This is a genomic window from Psychrobacter sp. APC 3426, assembly GCF_030408035.1.
Taxonomy (GTDB): Bacteria; Pseudomonadota; Gammaproteobacteria; order Pseudomonadales; family Moraxellaceae; genus Psychrobacter.
Window position 1 is genome coordinate 21,405 of record NZ_JASDCF010000025.1, and the last position, 24,626, is coordinate 46,030.

General features: G+C 43.5%; 14 protein-coding genes and 1 tRNA gene. 9 read left to right on the forward strand and 6 right to left on the reverse strand.

The features are described from left to right. The first annotated feature begins 221 nt into the window (after positions 1–221). Both QL919_RS11375 and QL919_RS11380 read left to right on the forward strand, forming a co-directional pair. Positions 222–1,658: a DUF2868 domain-containing protein gene (locus QL919_RS11375; RefSeq protein ID WP_290189635.1), complete on the forward strand. Its 1,437-nt coding sequence runs from the start codon at positions 222–224 to the stop codon at positions 1,656–1,658. 56 nt (positions 1,659–1,714) lie between these two features. Further along, the gene (locus QL919_RS11380) at positions 1,715–3,343 is read left to right on the forward strand and encodes a DUF3482 domain-containing protein (protein ID WP_290189636.1); all 1,629 of its coding nucleotides are present in this window, start codon (positions 1,715–1,717) and stop codon (positions 3,341–3,343) included. 50 nt (positions 3,344–3,393) lie between these two features. On the opposite strand, the gene QL919_RS11385 is transcribed toward QL919_RS11380, so the two are convergent. The 3 genes from QL919_RS11385 to QL919_RS11395 form a co-directional block, all read right to left on the reverse strand. Then, positions 3,394–4,416 (reverse strand): ArsA family ATPase, encoded by a 1,023-nt coding sequence (locus QL919_RS11385; RefSeq protein WP_290189637.1) that lies wholly within the window; start codon positions 4,414–4,416, stop codon positions 3,394–3,396. 51 nt (positions 4,417–4,467) lie between these two features. Further along, complete coding sequence (locus QL919_RS11390; RefSeq protein ID WP_356650378.1) at positions 4,468–4,746, reverse strand: cory-CC-star protein; 279 nt, start codon at positions 4,744–4,746, stop codon at positions 4,468–4,470. Between the two features lie 205 nt (positions 4,747–4,951). Further along, entirely contained in the window at positions 4,952–6,631 is a 1,680-nt protein-coding gene (locus tag QL919_RS11395; protein WP_290189639.1) for a carbon starvation protein A, read from the reverse strand. Positions 6,632–6,932: 301 nt separating this feature from the next. On the opposite strand from QL919_RS11395, the gene QL919_RS11400 reads away from it, so the two are divergent. Both QL919_RS11400 and QL919_RS11405 read left to right on the forward strand, forming a co-directional pair. Next, positions 6,933–7,601 carry a hypothetical protein gene (locus QL919_RS11400; protein WP_290189640.1) on the forward strand — a complete coding sequence of 223 codons (669 nt, stop codon included), beginning with the start codon at positions 6,933–6,935 and terminating at the stop codon, positions 7,599–7,601. A gap of 90 nt (positions 7,602–7,691) precedes the next feature. Continuing rightward, positions 7,692–8,255 (forward strand): hypoxanthine-guanine phosphoribosyltransferase, encoded by a 564-nt coding sequence (locus QL919_RS11405; RefSeq protein ID WP_290189641.1) that lies wholly within the window; start codon positions 7,692–7,694, stop codon positions 8,253–8,255. 74 nt (positions 8,256–8,329) lie between these two features. Here the strand turns inward: QL919_RS11405 and recD are convergent, their stop codons facing one another. The 3 genes from recD to QL919_RS11420 form a co-directional block, all read right to left on the reverse strand. Next, positions 8,330–10,558, reverse strand: a complete 2,229-nt coding sequence (gene recD / locus QL919_RS11410) for an exodeoxyribonuclease V subunit alpha (protein ID WP_290189642.1) — start codon at positions 10,556–10,558, stop codon at positions 8,330–8,332. 101 nt (positions 10,559–10,659) lie between these two features. Then, complete coding sequence (locus QL919_RS11415) at positions 10,660–15,249, reverse strand: UvrD-helicase domain-containing protein (RefSeq protein ID WP_290189643.1); 4,590 nt, start codon at positions 15,247–15,249, stop codon at positions 10,660–10,662. An 84-nt stretch (positions 15,250–15,333) separates the two neighbouring features. Next, positions 15,334–19,866, reverse strand: coding sequence for an exodeoxyribonuclease V subunit gamma (locus QL919_RS11420; protein WP_290189644.1), 4,533 nt, complete (start codon positions 19,864–19,866; stop codon positions 15,334–15,336). Between the two features lie 376 nt (positions 19,867–20,242). On the opposite strand from QL919_RS11420, the gene QL919_RS11425 reads away from it, so the two are divergent. The 5 genes from QL919_RS11425 to QL919_RS11445 all read left to right on the forward strand — a co-directional run. After that, positions 20,243–20,860 carry a hypothetical protein gene (locus QL919_RS11425; RefSeq protein WP_290189645.1) on the forward strand — a complete coding sequence of 206 codons (618 nt, stop codon included), beginning with the start codon at positions 20,243–20,245 and terminating at the stop codon, positions 20,858–20,860. Between the two features lie 70 nt (positions 20,861–20,930). Then, positions 20,931–21,773 carry a hypothetical protein gene (locus QL919_RS11430; RefSeq protein ID WP_290189646.1) on the forward strand — a complete coding sequence of 281 codons (843 nt, stop codon included), beginning with the start codon at positions 20,931–20,933 and terminating at the stop codon, positions 21,771–21,773. 66 nt (positions 21,774–21,839) lie between these two features. After that, a tRNA-Arg gene (locus QL919_RS11435) sits at positions 21,840–21,915 on the forward strand. 220 nt (positions 21,916–22,135) lie between these two features. Beyond that, positions 22,136–23,599 (forward strand): tyrosine-type recombinase/integrase, encoded by a 1,464-nt coding sequence (locus tag QL919_RS11440; protein WP_290189647.1) that lies wholly within the window; start codon positions 22,136–22,138, stop codon positions 23,597–23,599. Positions 23,600–23,788: 189 nt separating this feature from the next. Next, the coding region (locus QL919_RS11445) for a hypothetical protein (RefSeq protein WP_290189648.1) at positions 23,789–24,626 on the forward strand (838 nt) is incomplete at its 3' end.

The window sequence follows — 24,626 nt, forward strand, 5'->3', positions numbered from 1 at the left end:
TATTACTCACCTGCATTCATTTTGGCGCATTTACTTTACATTTACTATGATAAAACGCTAAGAATAATAGAAGTTATCGCCGCGCTATATGAGCTACAATAATCACTAATGGGTAGAATACTCAACATTTTTAAGTAAGCATTATTTTTAAGTAAGCATTGACATAATAAAATCATACTTATACTTTTTAACCAACGCTTTTATAGGGATATCATCGCACTATGCTATCACCCCAAGACCAATTGACTGAGCTGGTACGTACGCTTGAGACGCAGCAGCATGTTTTTGCTACTGACCCGCTACTGATTACTGAAAAACTGCAAGGTGAGGATGGAAAACCTATCCAAAAACTGCATCGCCGCGCCTCGCGTATTGATAGTAACGGTGCGCTGGCACGTGTGCTCGGTAAGATTGACGGTCGCATAAAGGGTATTATGGTGGTTATGAGTGTGGTGTGGTGCATCTCAGGGTTTTTGGGATTGTTTACGCTACTTCAGACCAATGTGGTGAATTTCTTTTATGTGCTGGTCTGTCTGCTTGGTTTCCATACCGTTATGCTCTTAGGCTGGCTAGTAATGACGCTAATCAATCAAGGCAAGCAGTCCTCGAATTGGTTTGCCAATTTTGTCAGTCCTAGCTATCTCATCCGTGGCAAGGATGATGTGACTAAGGCGGCGGTTGACTTGTACGAGCGTCAATTACAACACAGCGGTATGCGTTGGTATTTGGGACGCTTTAGCCATCAACTGTGGCTCGCTACCTTGACTGGTATGCTGCTGGCGATTGTGTTTTTATTGATTGTGCGTCAGTACAGTTTTAGCTGGGAGTCGACACTACTATCTGATCAGGCGCTTATCACGTTGACTCAGATACTCGGCTGGCTGCCAAGCATGGTAGGGTTTGGCGTGCCAGACAGTACCGCTATCGTTCAGAGTCGCTTGGTAACCGATGCGATGCCGCTGTCTGTCGCGCGGCAATGGGCGGGGTTGTTGGTTGGTAGTCTGCTGATGTACGGTATTGTACCTAGAGCAATCGCTTGGGCATTTTGCGCGTTGGTGTTCCGTCGTAAAAAGATGCGTTTGGATATCAAACAGCCTTATTATCAAAAGATTTTGAATTTTTGGCAGCGTCATGTGGTTGATGCTGATAATTTTAAAGAAGCACCCGCTCCTATCGCCCCAAAAGCGACGGTCAGTACTGGCAAGAAACTGGTGGCTTTACTCGAATACCCATCAGAGCAGAATAATTGGTGGCTTGAGGGTCTTGATGCCAATATCAATGATAATAGTGAGATAGAGGATTTTGGTATCGTTGATGATCGCGATGATATGGATCGCTTGACAAGCTATCTTGATAAGCACCCAGTGCAGGTGTTATTAGGGATTCATAGTAAAGCCCTGCCTGACCGTGGCACCCTACGTAAACTCGATCGTATCGCAGAGCATGCGACAGATGGGCTCATCGTACAACTGCTTGGTGATACCAGTTTGACTGACAATGATATTATTAATGCTGATATTTCAAATAACGCTGTTTCAAGTACGGCAGATTTAAAAAAGCAAACATCGGCGCAGGTGGCGGGAAATCAAGAAGTTCGCTATCAACAGTGGCAAACCGCGCTCTCTGCGCGAAAAATTGGTCTGGTGGACACTAAGTAGCGTTATGTCCTTAGCTCTACTCAATAGCTTTTATACAAATGATATGGAATCATAAGATGGATAATAATAAGACCAATGGTCAACCCGTCGGTTTATTTGCTGACAAGGCACTAAAAGACGGCCCTAGCAGCAACCTAATGAACCCAGAGGCAACAGCATCTACTCAGGACAATGTTAATACCACCCCCATAGATTATTCTGCTGATGAATCTGAAAAGCTGACAGCGCGAGATGGTAAAAAAACCACGATAGCCAGTGGCGAAGCACTCAAATTAGCAGTCGTTGGTCATACCAATACGGGTAAGACCTCTATCCTGCGCACACTATTACGTGATGTCTATTTTGGTGAGGTCAAGAACGAGGCTGCAACCACGCGTCATGTGGAGCAAGCCAAACTAACAGACAGCCAAACCGGTGAAGATTTGGTCATACTATATGATACTCCGGGTCTAGAGGACGCCTCAGGGCTGATGGATTGGCTGGAAGACAATACGGCCAGCCGCCGTGATGGTATTGAGCGCCTGCAGCAGTTTTTGGCAGCAGACATTGCCCAAGGTGGTGATGCGCTAAGCAGTAATGAGGACTATAGCCAAGAAGCCAAAGTTATCCGTCAGTTGCTGGCAAGTGATATGGCCATTTATGTTGTCGATGCGCGTGAGCCGGTACTCGGTAAATACAAAGACGAGCTGGCTATTTTATCGTGGGCCGCGATACCTGTCATGCCCGTATTCAACTTTACGGACAGTCAGGATGCCAATATCGATGACTGGCAAACGATGCTCGCCAGACGCAATCTGCACATCTCGACCCGTTTTGATTCAGTGGCGTTTGAATTTGAAGATGAAATGCGCCTATGGCAAAACCTCGCCACCATGCTCACTCACTCGGAGATGCTTGAGCAACTGATGACGCGTCGTACGGAGAACTGGGAGCAACTCTATGATGAGGCCAATATCATCATTGCCGACTTTTTGTTAAATGTCGCCGCTTTCGTCCATGAGATTAATGAAGATGATGACCCAATGCCCGTATTGGAACAAATGCAAGAGGCCGTTAGACAAAGTGAACGGGCGATGCAGCACAACCTACTTAACTTATATAAGTTTTATGATAATGCCGTGGCAGCAACCCCACTTGAATTACAAGCGTATCAGCAAGACCCTTTTGACCCTGAACTGCTCAAAAGCTATGGTATTCGCACCACATCTGGCGCGGCAGCGGGCGCATTATTAGGCTTGGGTATTGATGCGGCAGCATTAGGCACGACGTTGGGATTGGGTGCCGCGATCGGTGGTATCGCAGGTGGGCTATTGTCTAATACCAGTAGCATCGCCGATAGAATCACTGGGGTAAAACGCTTATATATCGACCCTGCCACCCTAACCTTGCTCGCCACTCGTGCGATAGATTTACTCACTGCTCTGCGTCATCGTGGTCATGCAGCAACTGATGCCACGCAATTGCTGTATAAAGGTGAGAAATCCAGTATTGAACAGTCGTTAGATGACGAAAGCAACACCGTCACGCCATGGCCGACACATAAATTGCCAAGTGAGCTCAAAAAAGCCCGTGGCAAACCGCAGTGGTCGTCGCTCAGTAGCGGTAAGTCTGAACAGGCTCAGTTACTACGCGCAGATATGGCATGGTCGCTGGCAAGTAAATTACAGTCACGTGGGGCTGAATAATACCAGTTGAGTAACAATATTTATTTCTTTATGGAGCTATTTTTATATAACTATGCCTCTAGTAAGGTACTTAATGCATCAGTACCGCGTATATCTGTTTTCTGTAGATAAATTGGATACAGCGGATAATTCGTAAAACTCTTTTCAATATCATGCATTAGCTGCTGCTGGCGCTCGGCACGATGTTGCCAAAACTCATCAGCCTGTATGGGTGTTATCAGTTGATTGACCACTATCGCTGCTGGCGGCAGTTTACTGTCCTGTAACTGTTCGATAGCGCGTTTGGTCTCTGCCAATGGTAGTACATCGGCAGTCATTACCAATACAATCGCGGTTTGGCTACGGTCATGCAGCAATATTCCTGCCTGACGAAACAGCGCTTTGCGTTTTTCTAGTACGGATACTGCTTGCTCCCAGCGGTCAGATTTGTTTGCAGCAAATGGATTTGGCACATCATTATCGACGTCTTTTTGATTGCTCTTTTGATTGTGACTGTCTAAATGGTTCGCGACCGAGCGCAATTTAGCTTGCCGCCTTTGCTGTGCCAATAATCCATCTGTCCACGCGCCCATCATCTCGGGCAAGACTAATAAACGCAGTGTATGACCAGTTGGCGCGGTATCAAATATGATATGTTCATAATTGGCATCCGCTGCACTGACTAAATGCTGACACATGGACTCGAGCATGGCGGCTTCTTGTGCACCTGGCGCAGATTTTGATAGGCGTAGGTGCTCACGAATTTTGGGCATCATATCGGGATTGGCATAAGCGCTGATGGTACGCTCAACTTGGGCAAAATGCGCATCGACGATGACGTTAGGATTTAGCTCGATGGCATCAAGATAAGGTGTTACCGCTATTTTCTCGTTACTTAACCGCATATTAAGCACATCACCCAAACTATGGGCAGGATCGGTTGAGATAATCAGTGTCTTTTTTTGTTGGCTAGCATAATGACTGGCAAGTGCCGCGGCAGTGGTGGTTTTACCCACACCGCCTTTACCACCGACGAATATAATCGGCTGCGCTGCCAGTTGTTCTACTAGTTTATGCAGAGGACGTAAAGCCATACTCGTGTCTCAATATTGAATCAATGGAACGGTTAATAAATTAGCAGCCGACTAACAGCAACCAACGTGGTCAAAGGGGCATCTATCCATACCCATGCGTGTGTGCCATTCGTGGAAGTTTTCTAAAAAAAGCGGTTGTAACTCAAGGGTATAAAAGCTGGCTGGATTATCAATACCGAGGCTCTCAGCGAACATAAGCAGCATAAAGAAATCTTCTTCGTCACGCGCTGCACGTGCCATCGTTTGACGATACGGCGCATGATAAAACTCATTCAGTCCTGCCGCAAACCTCTGCCACCATGTTTGAGGTTTATTGGTATCGCTTAAAATAGATTCTTTATCGTCTGCTAGATATGCTGCCGCATCACTTCCTATAGCATTTTTTGACTTATTTGGTATCTTGTTATCTTCCATGATTTACTCGCAATCTGCTTATTTCTTATCATCTATCATGCCTATCTCATACAAAAAACGCCAGCAATTGCTGCTAGCGTTTTTTATTTATAAAGATATGGATTATAGGTTTTAACCTCAACTAGGCATCCGTTTTACCTTTATGCAATGTCCATTCTTTACGCAATACGGACAGACTCTCAAACGTCACTAGAATTGTGGCTATCAAGATAATAATATCCATAATAATAAGCAGCCAATTACCATCATTAAAGAATGTTTTTAGCTGAATTAATAAGGCAAAAACGGTCATCACTAACAAGAATGACAAGGGCGCTAAGGTGTACCAGACAGGTTTACCTTTACGTAATAAGATGACGGTGACAATCATCAAGGTTAAGGCAGCCATGAGTTGGTTGGTCGTACCAAATAGTGGCCATATAATCATACCGCCTGCGCCATCAATGCCACCTGCACCAAATGCCAACAGTAGACAGCTTCCAACAGCAAGTAACGTGGCTACTACACTCTTATTTAGGACTGGTAGTTTATAAATCTCACCAAACTCTTGGAAGATATAACGTTGTAATCGAACGCCAGTATCCATCGTAGTGCCAGCAAACAAGGCTGCCATCACGGTCAGCATCGTCTGTGATAACACCATATCAATACCAACACCGGCATTTAGTATGGTTGCACCACCATCAATGAAAGCACCAACAGATCCGTCACCAAATTTTTGATAAACGGCTTGCCAGTCGCCAAGGGTTGCAAAGCCTGCAGTGGCAGCAAGAATAGCACCCAGTGCGAGCATGCCTTCACCCAGTGCGCCAAAGTAACCAACGAAGCGCACATCTTCTTCTTTATCAATCTGTTTTGACGTTGTTCCAGTCGCTACCAGTCCATGGAATCCTGAAATGGCACCACAAGCAATAGTCACGAATAATAATGGTAATAGTGAAGGCGTACCGACTGGAAGGTCTGTATTGATGGCTGGCGCGACAATATTTGGCGTAGCAATAAATACCGCCGCGTATAATAGAATCAAACCGACAAATAACTGCAAGCCATTAATATAATCGCGAGGCTGCAATAGCATCCACACCGGTAGTAGTGACGCAATCGCGGCATAGGTAAATAAGATAATAATCCACAGCGCATTGTCAGGAAGACCCATAAAGGTCTCAGGTAACACGACGGGGAACATAGGGCCAAGATAAATTAGTCCATATAAAGCAGTGACGCCAATGATAGATACCCAAACCAGATTCATCTTATAGCGATAGATACACTGACCGATGATAAAGGCCACGATCAACGCACCCCAAACCGGTAATACGGCAGACGGCGTTTTAATCATCATATTGGCGATAGCAACGCCAAATACCGCATTAACCATCAATAACAATAAAAAGATAACAACCATCATTAAGCTACGGACACGTGTACCCATGACCGTACCCGCAATAGAGCCAATAGACTGACCTCGATTGCGCATACTGGCCCAAATGGCGGACATGTCATGGACACCAGCCATAAAAATGGTGCCCAATACTACCCAAATGATGGCAGGCACCCAACCCCAAATCACTGCAATGGCAGGACCGATAATCGGTGCCGCCCCTGCCACCGAGGTAAAATGATGACCCCATAAGACGTATTTATTGGTAGGGACATAATCTATCCCATCCTTCATCGTATGAGCTGGCGTGGGACGACTATTGTCCAATGCCAGAATTTTTGTAGCAATAAACTTTGAATAAAACACATAGCCGCAGAGCATTGCGGCAACTGCAACCAACAGTACAATAGCACTATTCATCTTATCTCTCCCTAGACAAGTTATAGATAGCCTTATGAGTTCAAGCTTTTTAAATCAAAATCTAAAAAATATGCTAAATTAGTGTGCGATGAGTGACTCAAATCACTCATCATTAGGGAAATAAAACGCCTCCATCAGATTGTTATTAACTAACCAAGCATTGCACTTTAAGATTAAGACACTTCACTGATTTATGTTTAAAATGACGAGCTCTTTCTTTGTATTCTGCATAAATAGTAACTGATTTAACGAGGTTTGTAACGTCGATAAGACGTCAAAAACAACAAATAAAGGAGTTGGCATGACACACTATTTCGGATTTGTACCTTCAGATAAATTAAAAGCGCTGATTATTGAGGCAGAACAAGTCGTTGAATCAAACGAAGAAGTAGAATATTACCCTTACCGTGATGCCCTTACTCATCAAACGGCACGTGATTTAACGGATAAATTACTGGTTGGTTTAGTAGATATCATTCCAAATCCTGAGCGCCAAGCTTCTATGCGCAAAATCGTTGGCACTATCGAGCGTGCAACAGATACCCTACTCAATATTCTATTGGGCAAAGAAAACAATGAAGAAGTGATGCCAAGCTTTCATTTCTTAAGAGATCAAGCGACATTTATTGATAATGAAGGCGTCAAGCGCATCGGTTTTAAGTTATCAGATGCAGATGCCAAAACCATTGATGACGGCTTTGCGGCTATTACGCCTGAACACGTTGATAGAGCGACATTTAAAAAAGCGCTTGAAACCGTAAACGAAGAGACTTTAACGCATTTTATCAGCCGCTATGCTGATACATTAAAGTTGGGCATGATTAAGCGTAAGTCTGTGCCAGTTGCTAAGGCAGCTATCGATAAAGGCATGAGCATGGCCTTGAATAAGCTGTTACCTGACTTACCAGACGACTCCTTAAACCGTTTGGCCAATTATTACCGTCCTTTTATCGTCAAAAAGCCTGAATAACGAATATTATATTTTTATTAAGACTGTAGTGTTGGGCAAATTTGCTAAAATTTGCTAAAATAGGCGGCACTTTTATCGAAGGCGCAACTCATGACCCAAATTAGTAATCAAGAAATCGAAAAAACCCTGCGCAACTCAGAGTGCCTTATTAGCAGTATCGAAGTAGCCGCTGCTTATGAGCGCCTTGCCGCCCAGCTCAACTTGCATTATGCCGGTTTAAATCCAATCGTCATGGTCGTTATGAACGGTGGACTTATTCCAGCCGGTCAACTACTGACTCACTTGACTTTCTACCATCGTATGCATTACATACATGCCTCACGCTATCGTGATAACGAAGGTACTAATGATCTTGATTGGAAATTTAAGCCTGATGTAAGCATCGAGGGCGAACATGTCTTATTAATTGATGATATTTTTGACGAAGGTATCACTTTAAAAGCCATCGTTGAAGAATTGGGTAAAGAAAAACCTCTGTCTATCGAGTGCTGCGTCTTACTTAATAAAGAGCACGACCGTAAAGTAGCTGACTTTGATGTTGATTTTGTTGGTATCAATGTTGATGATCGTTATGTTTATGGCTGTGGTATGGATTTCCACGGTTACTTGCGTCATTTGCCAGGTATTTATGCTATTAAAGAAGACAAAATTTAGTCAGTCTTTCGTTTTAGGCAATAAAAAAGCACCCAGTGGGTGCTTTTTTATTGCCTAAAACGAGGGAGCAGCAACTAAAACTGTAATGCCAAACCCGTATGTCGCTCAGTGGGTGTTTGGACAGCTTTTTCTAGTGCATGTTTTGTACTATATATGGTTACTTTTTCTTTGGCACGTGTCACTGCGGTATAAATGAGTTCCTTGCTCAGTAGCCTTGCATGACTATTATCAAAAGTAATGGCCACATGCTCAAACTCAGATCCTTGCGATTTGTGAATGGTCATCGCATAGGCGGTGGCAATCACCTCTTCATTAAGCAGATTGACGGCTATCCCCTGCTTCTTGTTTTCAAAAAACACTTCGAGTCGACTACGCTCATCACCAGTTTGCAAACAAAAACCAATATCGCCATTAAATAATCCTAGCTCATAGTTATTTTGAAGGACCATAACGGGACGACCATGAAACCATGTGTTTTGACCCAGTGGTAGCTTAAGCTCAGTCAGATGCCATTGAGTAAAGTAATTATTAATATAATGGTCGCCCCACTCGCCATTATGGCCGGCAGTTAACACCCTGAACTGATTAAAGGTTTCCATTAATGAAACAATAGTATCTTTAACTGATTCTGGCATGGATTTTTCTATCGGATTTATCAGCAACGTTTTGATTTTTTTTATGTATGAATGGTAATTTAAAGTGAGGTTTAAGATATTTTCATTTTTGCTTAGGCTATTTTCTATTTTATTACTTAGAGAAGTTTCTGTTTGTAAGCCGTTGACGCTATTCACATATTGAAAACTCAGTGCCTTATCATGCTTTAACAACTGCCAAATAGCATGAGTATCTGTCTTTGCCTTATTGATTTGATAAGCAAGCTTGCCAATACCCGAATCTGCTGTAAATCGGCGGCTCTCTGTTAGCTCTGCATGGATAGGCTCTAACCGCGGAATACGGCACAAGTCAGCCAGTACCGCCCCTGCATCTACAGCTGCCAATTGGTTCGCATCTCCTAATAATATCAGCCTTGCGCCAGGCTTTACCGCACTCACAAGATAGTTCGCCAGCTCCACCCCTAGCATCGACGCCTCATCGACGATGATAATATCTTCGCCAAGTGGATTATTGGCATCGTAACGCGGTATGCCCGTCCGACCGATACCTAACAAGCGATGAATGGTTTTTGCTTCTTGCAACTGTAGCTCAACATCTGCTGCGTCCAACGCCGCCTGCAGAGACTCTTGCATCCGCTGTGCAGCTTTACCAGTTGGTGCTGCTAATGCCAAGCTGGCACTGTCAGTGCTGAACCTAATGCTTTTAGACGCATCTTCCCCACTCTCTGTTGCCTGTTGCAGTGCAATCACTAGCTGAGCAACGGTGTAGGTCTTCCCCGTACCTGGTCCACCAGTAATAATACTAAAGGCGTTGTTGTTGGCGACATTAATTGCCTTTATCTGATGTTCATGAAGGTTTTCGGGTATTGCTATCTCTAGCGGTGTTACCTGCTGCTCTAAAATAGTGTTGATGCGCGCGGCTAAGTTAAACTCTGCTTGCCAAGCTCGGTGTAACCAAAAGGTGATGGTCGTATGTTGTTTATCAGTCTTTTGGTTCTTGATAAACTGATAAACAATAGGTTGATTATTTTTGCTTAGGCTATTTTTATTTTCATTATGGTTTGCGTTAGCATTAACGTCAGCGAACAAAGTGTGCTCATCGATTAACTTAGAAAAAAACGTTAAGTTGCTATTTTTCAATAGCTTATAAAGTAAGGCAACGGCATCGAACCTTTTAATCAACATCTCTTTGTCATGATTACTGAGTGCCAGCTGCGCCCATAACTGGTCTTGCTTAGCAAACAAAGTCTCTAGCAATACAAATATTGATGCCTCAGCCGTAATGCCCACCTCTGACTGAGCCTCTATTTGAGTGTCAATCAAAGCAATAAGCGGCATTGCTAGCATCTCTAACAGCTGCTGTTGCCAAGCATGCTGTTGCCAAGCATATAGTGTCACCATCTCGTCATTGATATGACCGCTGAGCGGTACTTCATGCTCAGTTTCCTGAATGGTGAGTACCGTATGACCCTCTTCTAAATGCGCGGCTAACATAGTAAATAAGGCTGTAAATAAGCCGCTATCTGGTGTTCTGTCTATTTTTTCGCTACCAGTACCAGTATTAGGCTTGGCATCGGTCACGTTATACGCCAAATACGTTTGCTGACGGCGCAGCAAAATATAATCACTGATGTTGCTGGCCCAGCTTTCTTGTAAGCTAATAGCAGCGCTACTCTTATTATTATTCATAGATTATTACTCATGGTCTGTTTTTTTCTATATTTATAGGATTAATCTCTATAGTAATTTGTTGCATCAAATTCGTAATTGCATGAATGTCATGTAGTCTGCTAACTTGGTATGCCAAACAATGCATCTAGGGCTTTAATAAAATCAATGGGAATGTCCCAAGTCACCAATCCATAGCGGGCACTGCTTATTGATTTATGCTTCATTGAATTACTGTGTATTGAGTTGCTACCGTCAAGCGTATTAGCCTCTTCTGCTGCTTCAATAGTTAACGGGGCAGCTGGATCATATACGCCCCGTAAAAAGACATACTCCACAGCGCCCAAATACTTATCTTCATTGCCTGCATAGTCATCAATCCTCATCGATAAGAATCGATGCAATGCCACCTGATAAATTGCTGCTTGTAACCAATACCCTGCTTTGGACATTGCTTGCTTGAGTGTATCTTCGTCATAATCGCTTAGGCTATTTCCTAAAAAATTACTCTTATAGTCGACGACGTAATACTTGCCAGCATGCTCATACACCAAATCAATTTCACCACGTAAATAACGATATAGATGCGCTTTGTTTTGCGGAACAAGACTGACGTGTTTATCGATTTCATTAGGCAGGTACTGTTGAAAAAGTCTATTAATATCTTGTGCTTTAAAGCGCTCTGACAGTCCCATATTGAACTCTAATTCAGCGAACCTCTGACTTGCATCAATAGAACATAACGGTTGATTGGACGCTAATAGCGGCGTATGTAGCACCTCTTCAATCCAGCCAATGAGAGCCTCATGCTTGCTAGCATCTATCGAGTCTGAATCCAATGAATCAGTGTTTAATGAAGCACTATCACCTTGCTCTTGCTTCTTAGCTTGTAATCGACGACTTTGGGTTTCGGCACTGCTATACACCAATGGCAGCTGATAGCTACTGATGGCTCTATCGATAACCTGAGACCACTGAGATTTATTGTTAAAATCAATTTTTTCAAATATCTCATGCAAAAACGTACCCGCATTGGCACCTTTCACAAAAGTAAAACGAATATCATCCTCTAACTTGAGAATTAACTCATCGACTTGGTTGGCAGACTCATTATTATTCAGTGATGACACAACTGAAACCGAATTTTCGGTCATATCGATATCTATCGCATCATCAATACGCTCATCCATCACAGCCATTGTCTGAGCCGACTCGTCTAGCTGCCGGGCTAAAGCGGTAAAACTGGTCTTAGCCCAACCATAAAAGTAATTGATTTTCATAACTTCTGAAAAATCATCATACTCAATAGATTGGGTTTTGGGCGTAATAGAATCGGGCGATCCACTTTCCGTTAATGTGCCTGCTTTAGCGGCAGCACAGTTATCGTTATAGAACTCATTGACCTTATGGCCTCTAATCATACCTATGGTGCCTTTGAGTCTATCTGGCAATTCAAATTTTGGCTCTGGTGAATCAAACCAATAGAACACCGGCTTTAATTCAAACCCTGTTTTGTTATGAGGATCTCGCAGTACCACATAAAGCTGCTCACTGGCGCGAGTAAATGCCACATAACCCAGCCGGCGCATCTCATCAAAGCACTCTTGCGTCTCAATATCGGTATAGTAGCCCTCTGTGGTCGCAGAGCCTTGTACAGGAGAGAATCGGCGCTGATTGCCTGTCGATTGCTGAGCTAGCGCTGACTGATTTTGTTGAATAGCGTCTTGCTGGATAGGGTTTTGTCGCGCGTTATAGAGATACAACCCATAGTCTTCTTTATTACCTGACTTCCTACTGGCATCGCCCATACCCAGCACATAAACAATGGGAAATTCTAACCCTTTTGATTTATGAATGGTCATCAGCTGCACGCCAGACTCTGTAGGCAGCGGATACTGCTTGGCCCAATCACTGCTAGGCGCGGTATCTATGTTTTGTCTAAACCAGGCTAGCAGCTCATATTCACCCATGCCGATACCATACTGTGCCAAGATATCCATCACATGACGCAAATCCATAATATGACGATCGCCTTCTGGATGCGCGGCTAATGCTTGCCAAACGCCTTGCGGCTGCACAGGGCTTTGATCTAACAAGTAATGCATGGCCGATAATATGCCAAAGTGCTGCCAACGCAGTGTGCCTTCTTTTAAATAGCTAATAAAGTGCTGCCAACGCAGTGTGCCTTCTTTTAAATAGCTAATAAAGTCTTGATAGCTTTTCTTATTATCAATGGCTTTTGTATTAACGCTATTTAAATCTACAGCCCCTGACTCATGGTCAGTCATCATGGCTTTGATATCTTTGATACTCAGGCCATACAAATGACTGGTCAGCACCCGATTAATCATGTCATGACGATACGGATATAACATGGCACTCAGCAGCGCTGCCACATCCTCTGCCATGACGGTTTCGAAGATACTGACATCACTGGTGGTCAAGGTCGGCACATTGAGCTTTACCAGCTCGTCTTCCACCCGTTTTAAGTCTTTTTTGGCACGTGCCAGCACGCCGATATCGCTCGGCTGAATCGGCTTGCCTTTTAATGTCTGACCACTGCTGAGTAAGGTCGCAATATGACGCGCTGTGATTTCATGTTCATCGTACTCAAGCTCCTTGTCCTTATCATAAGGCAAGTGCAACACACTCACTGGCTGAGCAGAGAGCACGTCATTTACTAAGTCGCTATTTAGGTCGCTGGTTAGTATGTCTGGCTCATTAAACCAAGACAGCTGATTTTCTTGCTTTTCAGCTTTAATGTGCTGGTAATAAATACCACTACCTAACTGTGCGAGCCTATTCTCATGAGTCACAGGCGCAGGCATACCGAACCAGCAGTTTAGAGCGTTAATCACACTAGCGTTTGAACGACGGTTAATATCGAGCGTCCAAAGGCTGCTTTTGTCAAACTGGGCTTTCATATAATTGTAGTTGGCGACATCACCGCCGCGAAACCCATATATGGCCTGCTTAGGATCACCTACCAATAATAAAAACTCATGGTTGGCTTTATTGCTAGTAGCCTGCTTGTCATTGGCCGACGGTTTACGTTTACGCTTTGGCAAATAGATACTTTCAATCATAATGGCTTGCTCGCCATTGATGTCTTGCGACTCATCAATCAATGCCACTGGATAGTGATGACGAATATAACGTGCCAGCTTCTCTCCTTGCCGACCAGTTAATGCTTGGTTTAAGCGTACCATCTGCAAGCTAAAGGTGGTTTCACCGCGCTCTTCTAAGATAACCGGTAGTCTGTCACGAACCGCCAACACGATATGGCGATTGAGATTGGCTAAAATAGTAATAACGTATTCATCGAGCTTTTTGCTTTCTTCAATATACCGTTTAAAGTCACGAACCACCTGCAACTCATTAAATATTAAATTAACTCTTTCACCGTCTTTTGGCTTGTAGAACTGTTTGCCTATATCATCAGTTTTCTGAAAAGCTTCAATTAACTTTCCAGTATAAGTTTTTTTGTCTGATATGAACTTATAAGCGGCGGGACCAGACTCTTCTAACACTTGAACGATTTTCGGCCAAGACTCTCTGTTATTCTGCAACTGTCCTTTGGGAACTTCATAGTATTCGCCATCAAGCTTAAAAAAAGCATCAAGCTCATCGCTGCGCTCAATGATACTGTGGATAAGCCGCTCATAACCCTCAAAAGAAAAATCACTGCTCACAACTTCATTAATCGGCGCAGAAATAAAATTCAGCGACCGAGTTACATAACTTTTATGATCGCCCACCGCCGTCAGCTTACCTTGCTGATCCATCAATGCATACAGCTTAGGCTGCTCATGATACAGTCTACTTTGAAACTGACGCAGTTCATCATGAACAATACTGTCCGTCACTTGCTCAATACTGCTGTCTTCAATAATAGCCATGCCTTGCTGATGACCGGTCTCGCTACTGTACTCCTTCAACCATTTCTGCGCCAAACTATCAAGGGTCCCGACAAACAGCTTATCCAAGGTGGTTAATACCAGCGCCGTACGGCGAATGGCTTCTGTCATAGGATAGCTGTATACATGATCAAGCAAGTAGCCGACCAGATGCAGATTGATAGGGTCTTGCATGATGTCATCTAAGCGCACATATTTAGCCTGAGCGACTAACCAATCCTCACGATCTTTTTTTGCTTGTGCACGCTTTTCAGCAGCGGCTTTTTTGTCATGAGCTTTGTTATAAACAATGTCTTGATTTAGTTCATCAACATCTGTTTCAGCGTTTGAATCCGTATTTGAGCTATTGACTGCTTGATTATCACTATCAGGTGTCACCTGTAGTATATGCGGATACAAACTCTCTTTATTAGCGGGGTCAGCACTCAGGCTATTCACCCATTGCAGCAGCTGATAAAAATCCACCAAACGATCATGAATGCGCTGACGCATCTCAGCTGCCGCGGCGCGGGTAAAGGTCGTCGCAATGATTTGCTCTGGCGCACGCCGTGCTTCAATCAACAGACGCAGTACAATGCCAGTTAGTGTCCACGTCTTACCAGTACCGGCTGACGCTTCGATAAGATGCCGACCCGTCAATGCAACATCAACCGCTGGTATCACATCCGCCTTATTCTTAGGCTTGGTCATGTCGTGATTCGCAACCTCACTGTCAGTCATACCCTGATGTGTATCAAATGAGTGTGGATGGGTAGAAATGTCCATGATGTGAGTGGAGGCAGTAAATTCTGTCATAGGGGCGTACACTTTTTATTATTAATTAAGCCAAAGGGCAAAAAACGAACCGTTTTAAACAGTTTTAAGTAATCAGCTAGCCTGCTAACTATCTAGACCAACTAGCGCTGTGAACATTGGCTCATACAGCGGCTGTGCTAACGTCGTTAATGCTGCTGATAGGGCTTTAAAGGCGTCTTGATCACGCAGTACGTATTGCCAAATGGCATGCTGCGAGCAGGTATCGTATACCGTGTCTACGTGATAGTTAGGTCTTAGCCAATCTGAGAAGTCTGCGCGTTTTGGCCAATAGCTGCCGCTCTCATCTTCACTCTCTGCCGCTTTTGCGCACTTATCAAGATAACTGAGCGCATATTCTGGCAATAAGGTAATCGGTACTTGACCGACTAGCTTGCCAAATATCGCCCACTTTATCAGCTCAACTACGGCATCTTCATACAAAATAGGGCTTAACTTAAATGCGATTACATCTTTATATTTACCAACTTGCGAGTTGGACTTGTTAAAGCGCCAAATACTCACGCCATCATTCAGAGCCACTTGCTCAGCAGTGGTACGTCTGGCAACTTGCCAATACAAATGCGACAACCAAAACTTGATTAAATGTTTGGGACTGGCAGAATTAGGCAGTATGTTTAACCACTGCTTGGGTGATTGCTCGGCATAGGATACGCCAGCCTGTAGATTAGCTCGATGGTGATTGTCATCTATCGATACTGATGTTGGTATTGATGTAGGAACTGATATTGGTACTGAGCCTTTTATCTTAATGAATTGGGGTAATAGCTTCAGTAATGGCGCATCATCAGTATCATTTAATACAGCCACTAACTCTAGCTGAACGGGATGTTCGGTGGTTGGGGTCAGTAGCTGCAAACCACCTATATCGCTCGCCTCCAATATCTGAGCATCATCCAAACCATTGTCCAAGCCATTAGCAATTAGCTGCTCTTTAAATTCCTGACATTGCTGCTGCAGTTTTTGTTGTTGATTGGGCAAGGTCGTTTGACGCGCCACACCTGCTGGCATGATTTTTTGATACATTAGAATTGGGCTGTCTTGCGTGGCTGTGCTGTCGGTACTGCTATTAGCTGCATCGCTCGCCAGCTCATTAATCAAATACTCTTTAATCTGATAAGTTGTCAGATTGTCTAGAAATAGCGGCTCTTGATGAGCCATCGCTTCCTCGCCTTGCACCACATGCACCTTTTGAGTACGTAAAAATGCCTTAGCAGGATGCCGCACTTGATACGCCAATACCCCTTCAACGTCTATCTCTCCAATGTTAAATACAGTTTCGGAAAGTGCCTTTTTAGTAAGGTCATTAATCTCACCAGAATCACTGGAGACAGCGGTCGCTTCTAATGACAGCATCTCAGCCAATGTAGCTAAGGTTTGATTGTCTACTTGTCCTAACTGACCTAGAGATTGACCAAGCAGCTGAGCGATTGATTCGTACTGTGCTTTGGTAGGCAAGCCAACCAGTTCTGCATGTTCACTAAATGCTCGGCCTTTTAAGGTATGAAACACAGCTTGCCAAAGCGGCGCAGGCGGAAATTGACGTTTTTGCGCCAGCTTGGTTTTGCGCATGGCTTTATTCAAAAGAACATCTAACTCATCTGCATTATTAATAAGGCTGTTGTCTTGAATATTATTGTCAGTGTGGATAGCTGCGCTTTCATGCAAATTGAGCTTAGGAGTGTCAGACGCTTGCTCACAAACATCTGCGTCTTCAATGTCTGTTTCAAACAAACTCTCATGAAAAGGCAAAGCTGGATGCTCAGTCACCAGCCACTGCTTAATCAATTTAGGTAAATAACGCTTAAGGCTCTCGGTGATAGAGTCAACATTCTCAGGCAATGTGTCTAACGCTTCAAGCGAGTTGACCTGCCACTGCACCTCACCTTGCAAAAACTGCAATAGCTCACTCACTGGGTTGGCTGGCAGGTGCTCGTGGGTGTCTGTCAGACTTTGACCGTTATAAAATATCCAGCAAGCACTGCGCGCACAAAGCAATGCGTCTAAAAACGCACCATTATCATCATCTTCACTGACTCTATCACCGCGGCGGGCATTGGTGGCTTTCATCAAATCATAGCGATTATCAAGATCACGCCCAGGGAATTCAGAGAGATCCATATTGAGCATCACCACCAAATCAAAAGGCACGTTTCTTAACGCACCAAATCGACCAAAGGTAATCACCCCAGTCGGCTCGGCACTGACCTGCTGACTCTCAAGCTCCGCCTCAATACTGTCCAGCATAAAACTCAGCTTTAATGGCAACTGCTCAACGCCTGCCAGCCTTTGCTCTACTTCTTTTTTGTTAGCATTACTGGCACTATCACTACTGGCATACTGTCTATAGTGACGATTGGCCCTCAGGCTTGATTTAAAGCCATTCATCGCATTATAGATGGCGCGCATCGTACGGGTCTGATCGACATCACCAAAATAGCGATGAATGACTTGTTTCTCAATCTGATCAAGCCAATCCTCCGCTTTAAGTTTTTGTGTATGATCATCACGGCGCGCGGTCAAACCGGCATAAATACGGCAAAGCGCTTCAACAATCATCGCATCATTTAGGCTCACTTGCGGCAGCGGCAGACTCATCTCTGGCAAGGCAGTGCTTGGCCAATCTTCCTGTGCCAAAGGATAGAAGCAGTCGCTCAAACTGGCCTCTGGCATCACCAGACCCAAGGTCAATCTATCTAACGCTTGAGCAAAGGTAAACCGGTAGTCATAGTCGTTGCTATCTAGGGTTTGTTTAAGATGCCATTCATCAAAGCCGCGAATAAAGCCTGCCTCTACCAGCAAATCACAACCACGGCTCATCTGGTCATGGGTTAAGCCAAAACTTTCATACAGCGGTGGCAGCATTAGCCAATCAAGCACCTCAGCGGCTTCAAAGCGGGCACTATGACTGCCTAACAGCTTATAAAAACCAATGATGGCTTCCCATAGCTGACGAATATCTGCATCGACCACACCCGTCACTTTGGCAGGCAGGGTCAAACCGTCTTGACCTTTACCGCTGACGAAAATAGAGCTGATCAGCGCATGGTGACGCTCAACATCGGGTAGCAACACGACAATATCGGATATATGGCGCTTTTTCTCACCAGGTTTTAATGGATCATTCAACCAGCGCCCAATCATAATACGCAGTACTTCAAGTTGACGCTGCAAACTATGGCATGAATGAATACTTAGGCTATTGTCTTGCGCAGACATTGCCCAAAAGCGCTCCTTCTCAAAGCGTTTATTCTCTAATGCTTCATCGTCATACCACGCCGTCTCTTTCTCGTCTTGATTAGAGCCCGTCTCTAGTTGTTTACTGACTGCTTGCGAGACTTTGGCCGCGGTCGCTTGCTGGGTAGACTGCTCATCTAGCATCAACACATCATTTTGTAAACGTCTTAATAAGCTTGGGCTCTCTTGCAGCTGTTGCACACTGTCATCAAAATTAATACTGAACTCGTCGCTCAAGCCATCATTGCTATCATCGCCCTCATTAAAAATATCCTGCCACTCGACGAGTGCATCTTGGTATTGCTCATTACCCGATAAATTTGCGAGCATAGCAAAGGTATCACGCGACTGTTTGCCTAAACGCGACAGCAAACTATGCCCATAGTCACGCAAAAACACGCTTTCAGGGTTAATAATCTGCTGACGCTGTAGCCACGACTTATCAACAATATCTGCCCAAAACAGCTTAGATGGGTTGTAGTGCAACAGCGTGATATCCATGTATTGTGACAAGCGCTGTAAAAAGTCGAGCTCGGTTTGTGGCAACTGCTGAATGGTAAAAATACGCAGAACTTTTGGCAGTTGAGCACGCTCATTCGCCTTGTTGCTTTCTAGCGCTGACCAAAAGGTATCTTCAAGTGCCACACGGTGCTGATGCACATCGGCAAACAAATGTGACCACAAGAAACGCTGCGCGATCTCTAACTCTACATAGTGCGCCACCAACCATTCAGGGGTGCCACGTGCATACTTATCGAAGCGCAAGGATAGTGCATCCTTATCCGCTATCAGCGCATCTACATTAAGCTGCTTATTGTGTGACCACAGATCTAACCAGTCCTCACGATGGGTCAAATAGCGGTTAAACACCCTCGCCAAATCACTTGCCAGCTGCCAAATACGCGCATCTTGCTGTGCCTTATCCTGCTGAACTCCTTCTTGCGGCTCATCAATCAAAGACGCCAGCAGTGGATGAACGGGATGTTTTTCATCAGCGACAATCGCCTCTTGATAGTAAGTCAAATAACCAAACAATCGCCACTGCATTACCGTTGGTGACAGCACTGCTACCTCAGGCACATTCAACGTTGACGCTTCAGGGTTTTGTTCTAGTAAATAGGCATTGTGGCGGCTCAACACATCCTGCATCAATGTCCACTGATACTGACCCCAAAACGTCGTCGTCACTAAGGTGCTGATACCCGCTTGGCTCGCAATAGACTTATCTAGCCAATCACCAAGTACCATTGACGGCACAATGACCACAAACTCTTCAAAAATGGGTTGGTCTTTGGACTTATAAGCTTCCAATAACTGCTCAACCAAAAGCTCGGTACGGTGGGACTGAATGATTTTAAACATAGGGGCAGTCTAATTGTAGTAGTAGTAGTAGTAAAATAATAGGACGAATAGTTAGGGTTGAGACAACAGGCAAATATAAATAGTCATGGTTCTCAGCATAATAACAATGCTGCTAACGATACTCATCAATCCATGTTTGACGGTCGTTACTGCAATACATTTCTGATAGCATGATGGCTATCGATCAGCCCGAAATATTTAAAATTAACAAAAACCAACTTATAATATTTCTTGTAGCACTCAAGAGAGCCTGCTGATTAGTGTGCCACTGTTCGTTATGGTTTACCAGTATAGATGCTGCCCATAAACACCGAGCGCGACAACAGATGTCGCTGCATTTTTAACTCAAATTTTATTAAAGAGACAATTTAATACTATGCCCCTGCGCCCTATCGATGCTATCTTTATTCATCCTGAACGACGTCTATATGTTGTTTACTATCGCGGGGCTCTGTGGCAGCTACCTCGCATGAAAATTGATGAGTCATCTTGGCAACGGCGACAGCCTTATAAAGATGATATGAGTGCCCTCTATCTAAGTAGCCATCAATTCATTAGTGACCCTCTGTTGGCAGCAAAACTACGAACACTGAATTTACCAGCTGCGATACGCGGCAGTACTTTACCACGCTTCGAAGCATGGTGGGAAACGCAAGGTTTTGACTGGCTGAGGGAAAAACTTGAAGCAGGTCAATCGCCATTGGCTGTACATAGTCATTCAGCGACTATCAATAACCAAAGCCAACCCAAGGTTGATCCCAATGATGATGCAAATCATATAAACCAATCAGCACAACGTATAAATAATGGCTCTCAGAAAGATGACTTGCCAGCTAGAAACACTCCTCCTAGTAGCAAACATAAGAGTGATGTTAAAAAGAACGACATTAAACACAGTACCAATCAAGACCTTGATAAAAAGACAGCCAGTACGGATGTCTTTGCAGATATGCTAGCAGATTTGACACAAGAGGTGCTGCACCAACAGCTGTAAATACTCATTTATGTTATATAAAGCATTTTTGATAGTTTAAACAAACTCATTAAGAGAAGAGCTTTACTATATGAAAGACTACAAGCTACTACTGGCTGGGCTAATTTTATTACTACTAATCATTTTCATCGCAATTTTTACGTGGCTGTGGACTAGCAATCGTAAAAATATGGATCCACTGCCTATTATGGCAAGTGATAATGAACCTAGCACTATTGCAGCTGAAGATGAAGAAAGCGATATCTCTAATGCCACCTTATACTTACAAGCAGAAGAGAGCCTGCAAGTACCCTTAGATGATGTTATTGTCAGTTTTGAGTCTCGTTACCCTGACGTGCAAGTCTTAGCAAATTATGTACCCTCTAGTGCCATTTTAGAGTTATCATCTGGTCGTTCTAATGACCATGAGAGCGCTTCTATTAATACAGATACAGACATGATTATTGCCAATGACAGTCTGTCTAGCGAGCGCCTCAAACCATTACAAGCGCAACTAAAAGCAGCCCAAGACCAAGCCAACCAAAAAGCTCGTGATACTCAATCAAGTAGTGTTGACGATAGCACCGTCCAAAACAGTACGGCTGCGGATGAAGATAGTACATCAGATGATAACATTGCTACTGAGATAGACAGAAAAGAAGCGCGGGCGCTGAACTCATTTAATTATGCGCTAAGAGACGAGCAAACGCTTGATGGCGTGATATTAACAGACAACACGGTGGCTATTAACTTCCGTAACTTTTTACTGTCAAGCGCAGGTCAAGACATCCTGAAAAAGTATGACTACTATAATATTGATGGCTATAAAAACAGTATGGATGACTTATTTAGCCCAACATCACGAGCGAAGAAAGCGTCAGGCGATAGCTCAGTTGATGTCGCTGACGCCCTTAGCAATAGCGAATCACCATAAATTATTTTATTTATGGTTTGTTGATTGCTTTTATGACTGCTTTTTTTTACAATGTCACTCCATAATGCGCCTATAGCTCAACAGGATAGAGCAGTTGCCTCCTAAGCGATCGATCCGAGTTCGAGTCTTGGTGGGCGCACCAATTATTGTATTTAGACATAACCTCGCATTATCTCAAGCCCTTTAAACACCTATCATACCTAGTTTTTAGTCTTTATTAAACACTTGCCATTACCTACTAGCACCTCTAAAATGTTGTACATACTGATGTACATAAATAAAATTACCGCTATTTTGTTGTACACAAATCGCATTATTGTTGTACATGGTAATTATTAATCGTGGCTAATCGAGGTGCGGCAATGGCTGAGCGCAAAAACTACCTATTAAACGTCAATGGTGTGAAGGCTATTGCTAAGCTTGCGCCACCAGCTAAACGCAAAAGATACAGCGATGGTGATAGCCTTCATCTAGTCCACGATCCAAAAGGTTCGCTGTACTGGGTAATGACGTATCGTTATCAATCAGATAAAGATATTAAGCCCAAACAAAAAACCTTTCATATTGGAACATATAGATCATCTAAGGAAGATGTTGATACCGTGTTCAAACCTGATGTTAGCCTTAAACAAGCCCGTTCTTTGCGTGATAAAGCTAAGGCATTACTTGCTGATGGTATTGACCCTGCCATTGATAAGAATAAGCACAAGAATAGCGTTGAGCAAAAAGACTTATTCAATGTGATAGCGCAAAGCTATATCAATGATAAGTCGGACACCACACCCAAAAACGTGCAAAAACTTCAAACCAACCTTGATAAGCATGTGGCGCCGCATATCGGTGACTACCCTATTCAAGCTATTACGGCTCAAGATGTGATTAAGACAGGTTTAGCCGTACAAACTTACTTTGAGCAGCAAGGTAAGTTGACAACAGACACCGCCCATAAGAGCGTGGCGTTTATAACGTCAGTGTTTGAGTATGCTATCAATACCTTAGGCTATGACATTATCAATGTGGCTTACGGACGTAGTAAGGCGCTTAGACCGCATAAAGCCGAACGTATGAAAGCAGTAGAGCAACACCAATTCCCTGATCTACTCCGCAATATCGACAACTACGGTAAAGATAACCCCAACGGACATCTTCAGACAGTGGCAGGTATGCAGCTAATGACGCTGTGTTTTGTCAGAACTAAAGAGCTCAGGTTCTTTGAATGGTCAGAGATTGATTATTATAAAAACGTATGGCGCATACCAGCGCATAAGATGAAAATGCGTCAAGACCACATCATTCCACTATCACCACAAGCGATGGCTATTATCGAAAGTATGCGTCCCCTAACGGAGCAGACGGGTTATGTCTTCTACAACTTTGAACGCAGCCAGCCCTATAGTGAGGTGTGGTTTAATCAAGCGCTCAAACGCATGGGTTACACAGGTGATCCCTACCCTAAGATGACAGGTCATGGCTTTAGGCAACTTGCCAGCACAGGATTATACGAGTTGCAGTTTAGTCAGAACCTTATAGAAATACAATTAGCCCATCTTGAACAGGCGAGCGTCAAAAAGCGTTACGACTTATCAGCACATCTAGCCGAACGCCAAATGATGATGAATAAATGGGCGAACCATCTTGATGACCTACGTGCTGGCAAGGCTGTCAGCTTTGATTTATTGACGCCTGATCAACTCAATAAGGAAATGGATAGCCGTAACGAGCAAGCGACTGATATAGCGCTGCATGATAAGGACATACTGATAAAGAGCTTACAAGCACAAGGCGTATCGCCAGAGGTATTAGCGCAACTTGCCGAACAGCTTTAACAACCGCATTCAGCAGCATCGCCTCACTACTTATTGTCAGCATTGGGCTGGCAAGCCAAGATTGATAGCATTAGTCGCTGTCATCATCGATTGCAAGGCTAGGATTAATTACCCGAACGACAGCAACCGCACCCTTAGCTGTCAGCGCCTTGCTCCTATTTTAATTTAAGGGGTGTGAGGGTGCGAATTATGGGATATTTTGATGAATTAGAAAGAGAATTTCATGAAGGTTATATAGATTCTGTTAGATATTTGGATTTAATTGCAAAACAGCATGATAGTACTATCAAGGCAACCGCCCATTACCTTCTCTACTCAGACTCATGCTCAACGTTAAATAATATTTTCTATATAGAAGATGGACTCTATAGAGTAGCTGACCCTGATACTGACGAGCCTCCAGTTATCGTAGAATTTTTCCAAAGTGCAATGTCTATGCATACTAGTGAAAAATCTGTTTTATCCGAATTTAAAAAAATATACAAAGGACTATATTTTGACAATACAGAATTACCAATTCATATAACCGAACAAATAGAACAACAAAGTAACATCAATATTAAAAAAGATAATAATGACTACATACATAGCTCAAGTATAGATTACCAAAAGCGTGTAGCTGAGTTGGAACAACAATTAGCAGACGAAAAATCTAATAGTAGTGTTATCTCGGGAAGGCTAAAAACAGAGCAAAGTGAATCAAAAACAAATGGACAAATGATCAAGGAGTTTGAGGATCGTATAAAAAAAATAGAAGTTGAGAACCATGATTTGAACAATAGATTAAACACAGCTAGAAACATCTATACACAACAACAAAATAAAATAAAGATTCTCGAAAAGAATCTCAAACAAGCAGAGTCTGATAATGACCAGCTACGACTGAATAGTTTAGATAATGACAAGGAGCTAACACCCAAATCACAAGCTAAAGTAGCTTGTATGCTCTACGCTATCTTAAAAGAAAACGATTACGATTTATCCCCGCCAATGGGAAAAGGTTTAACAAACGATTTAATTGTCACAG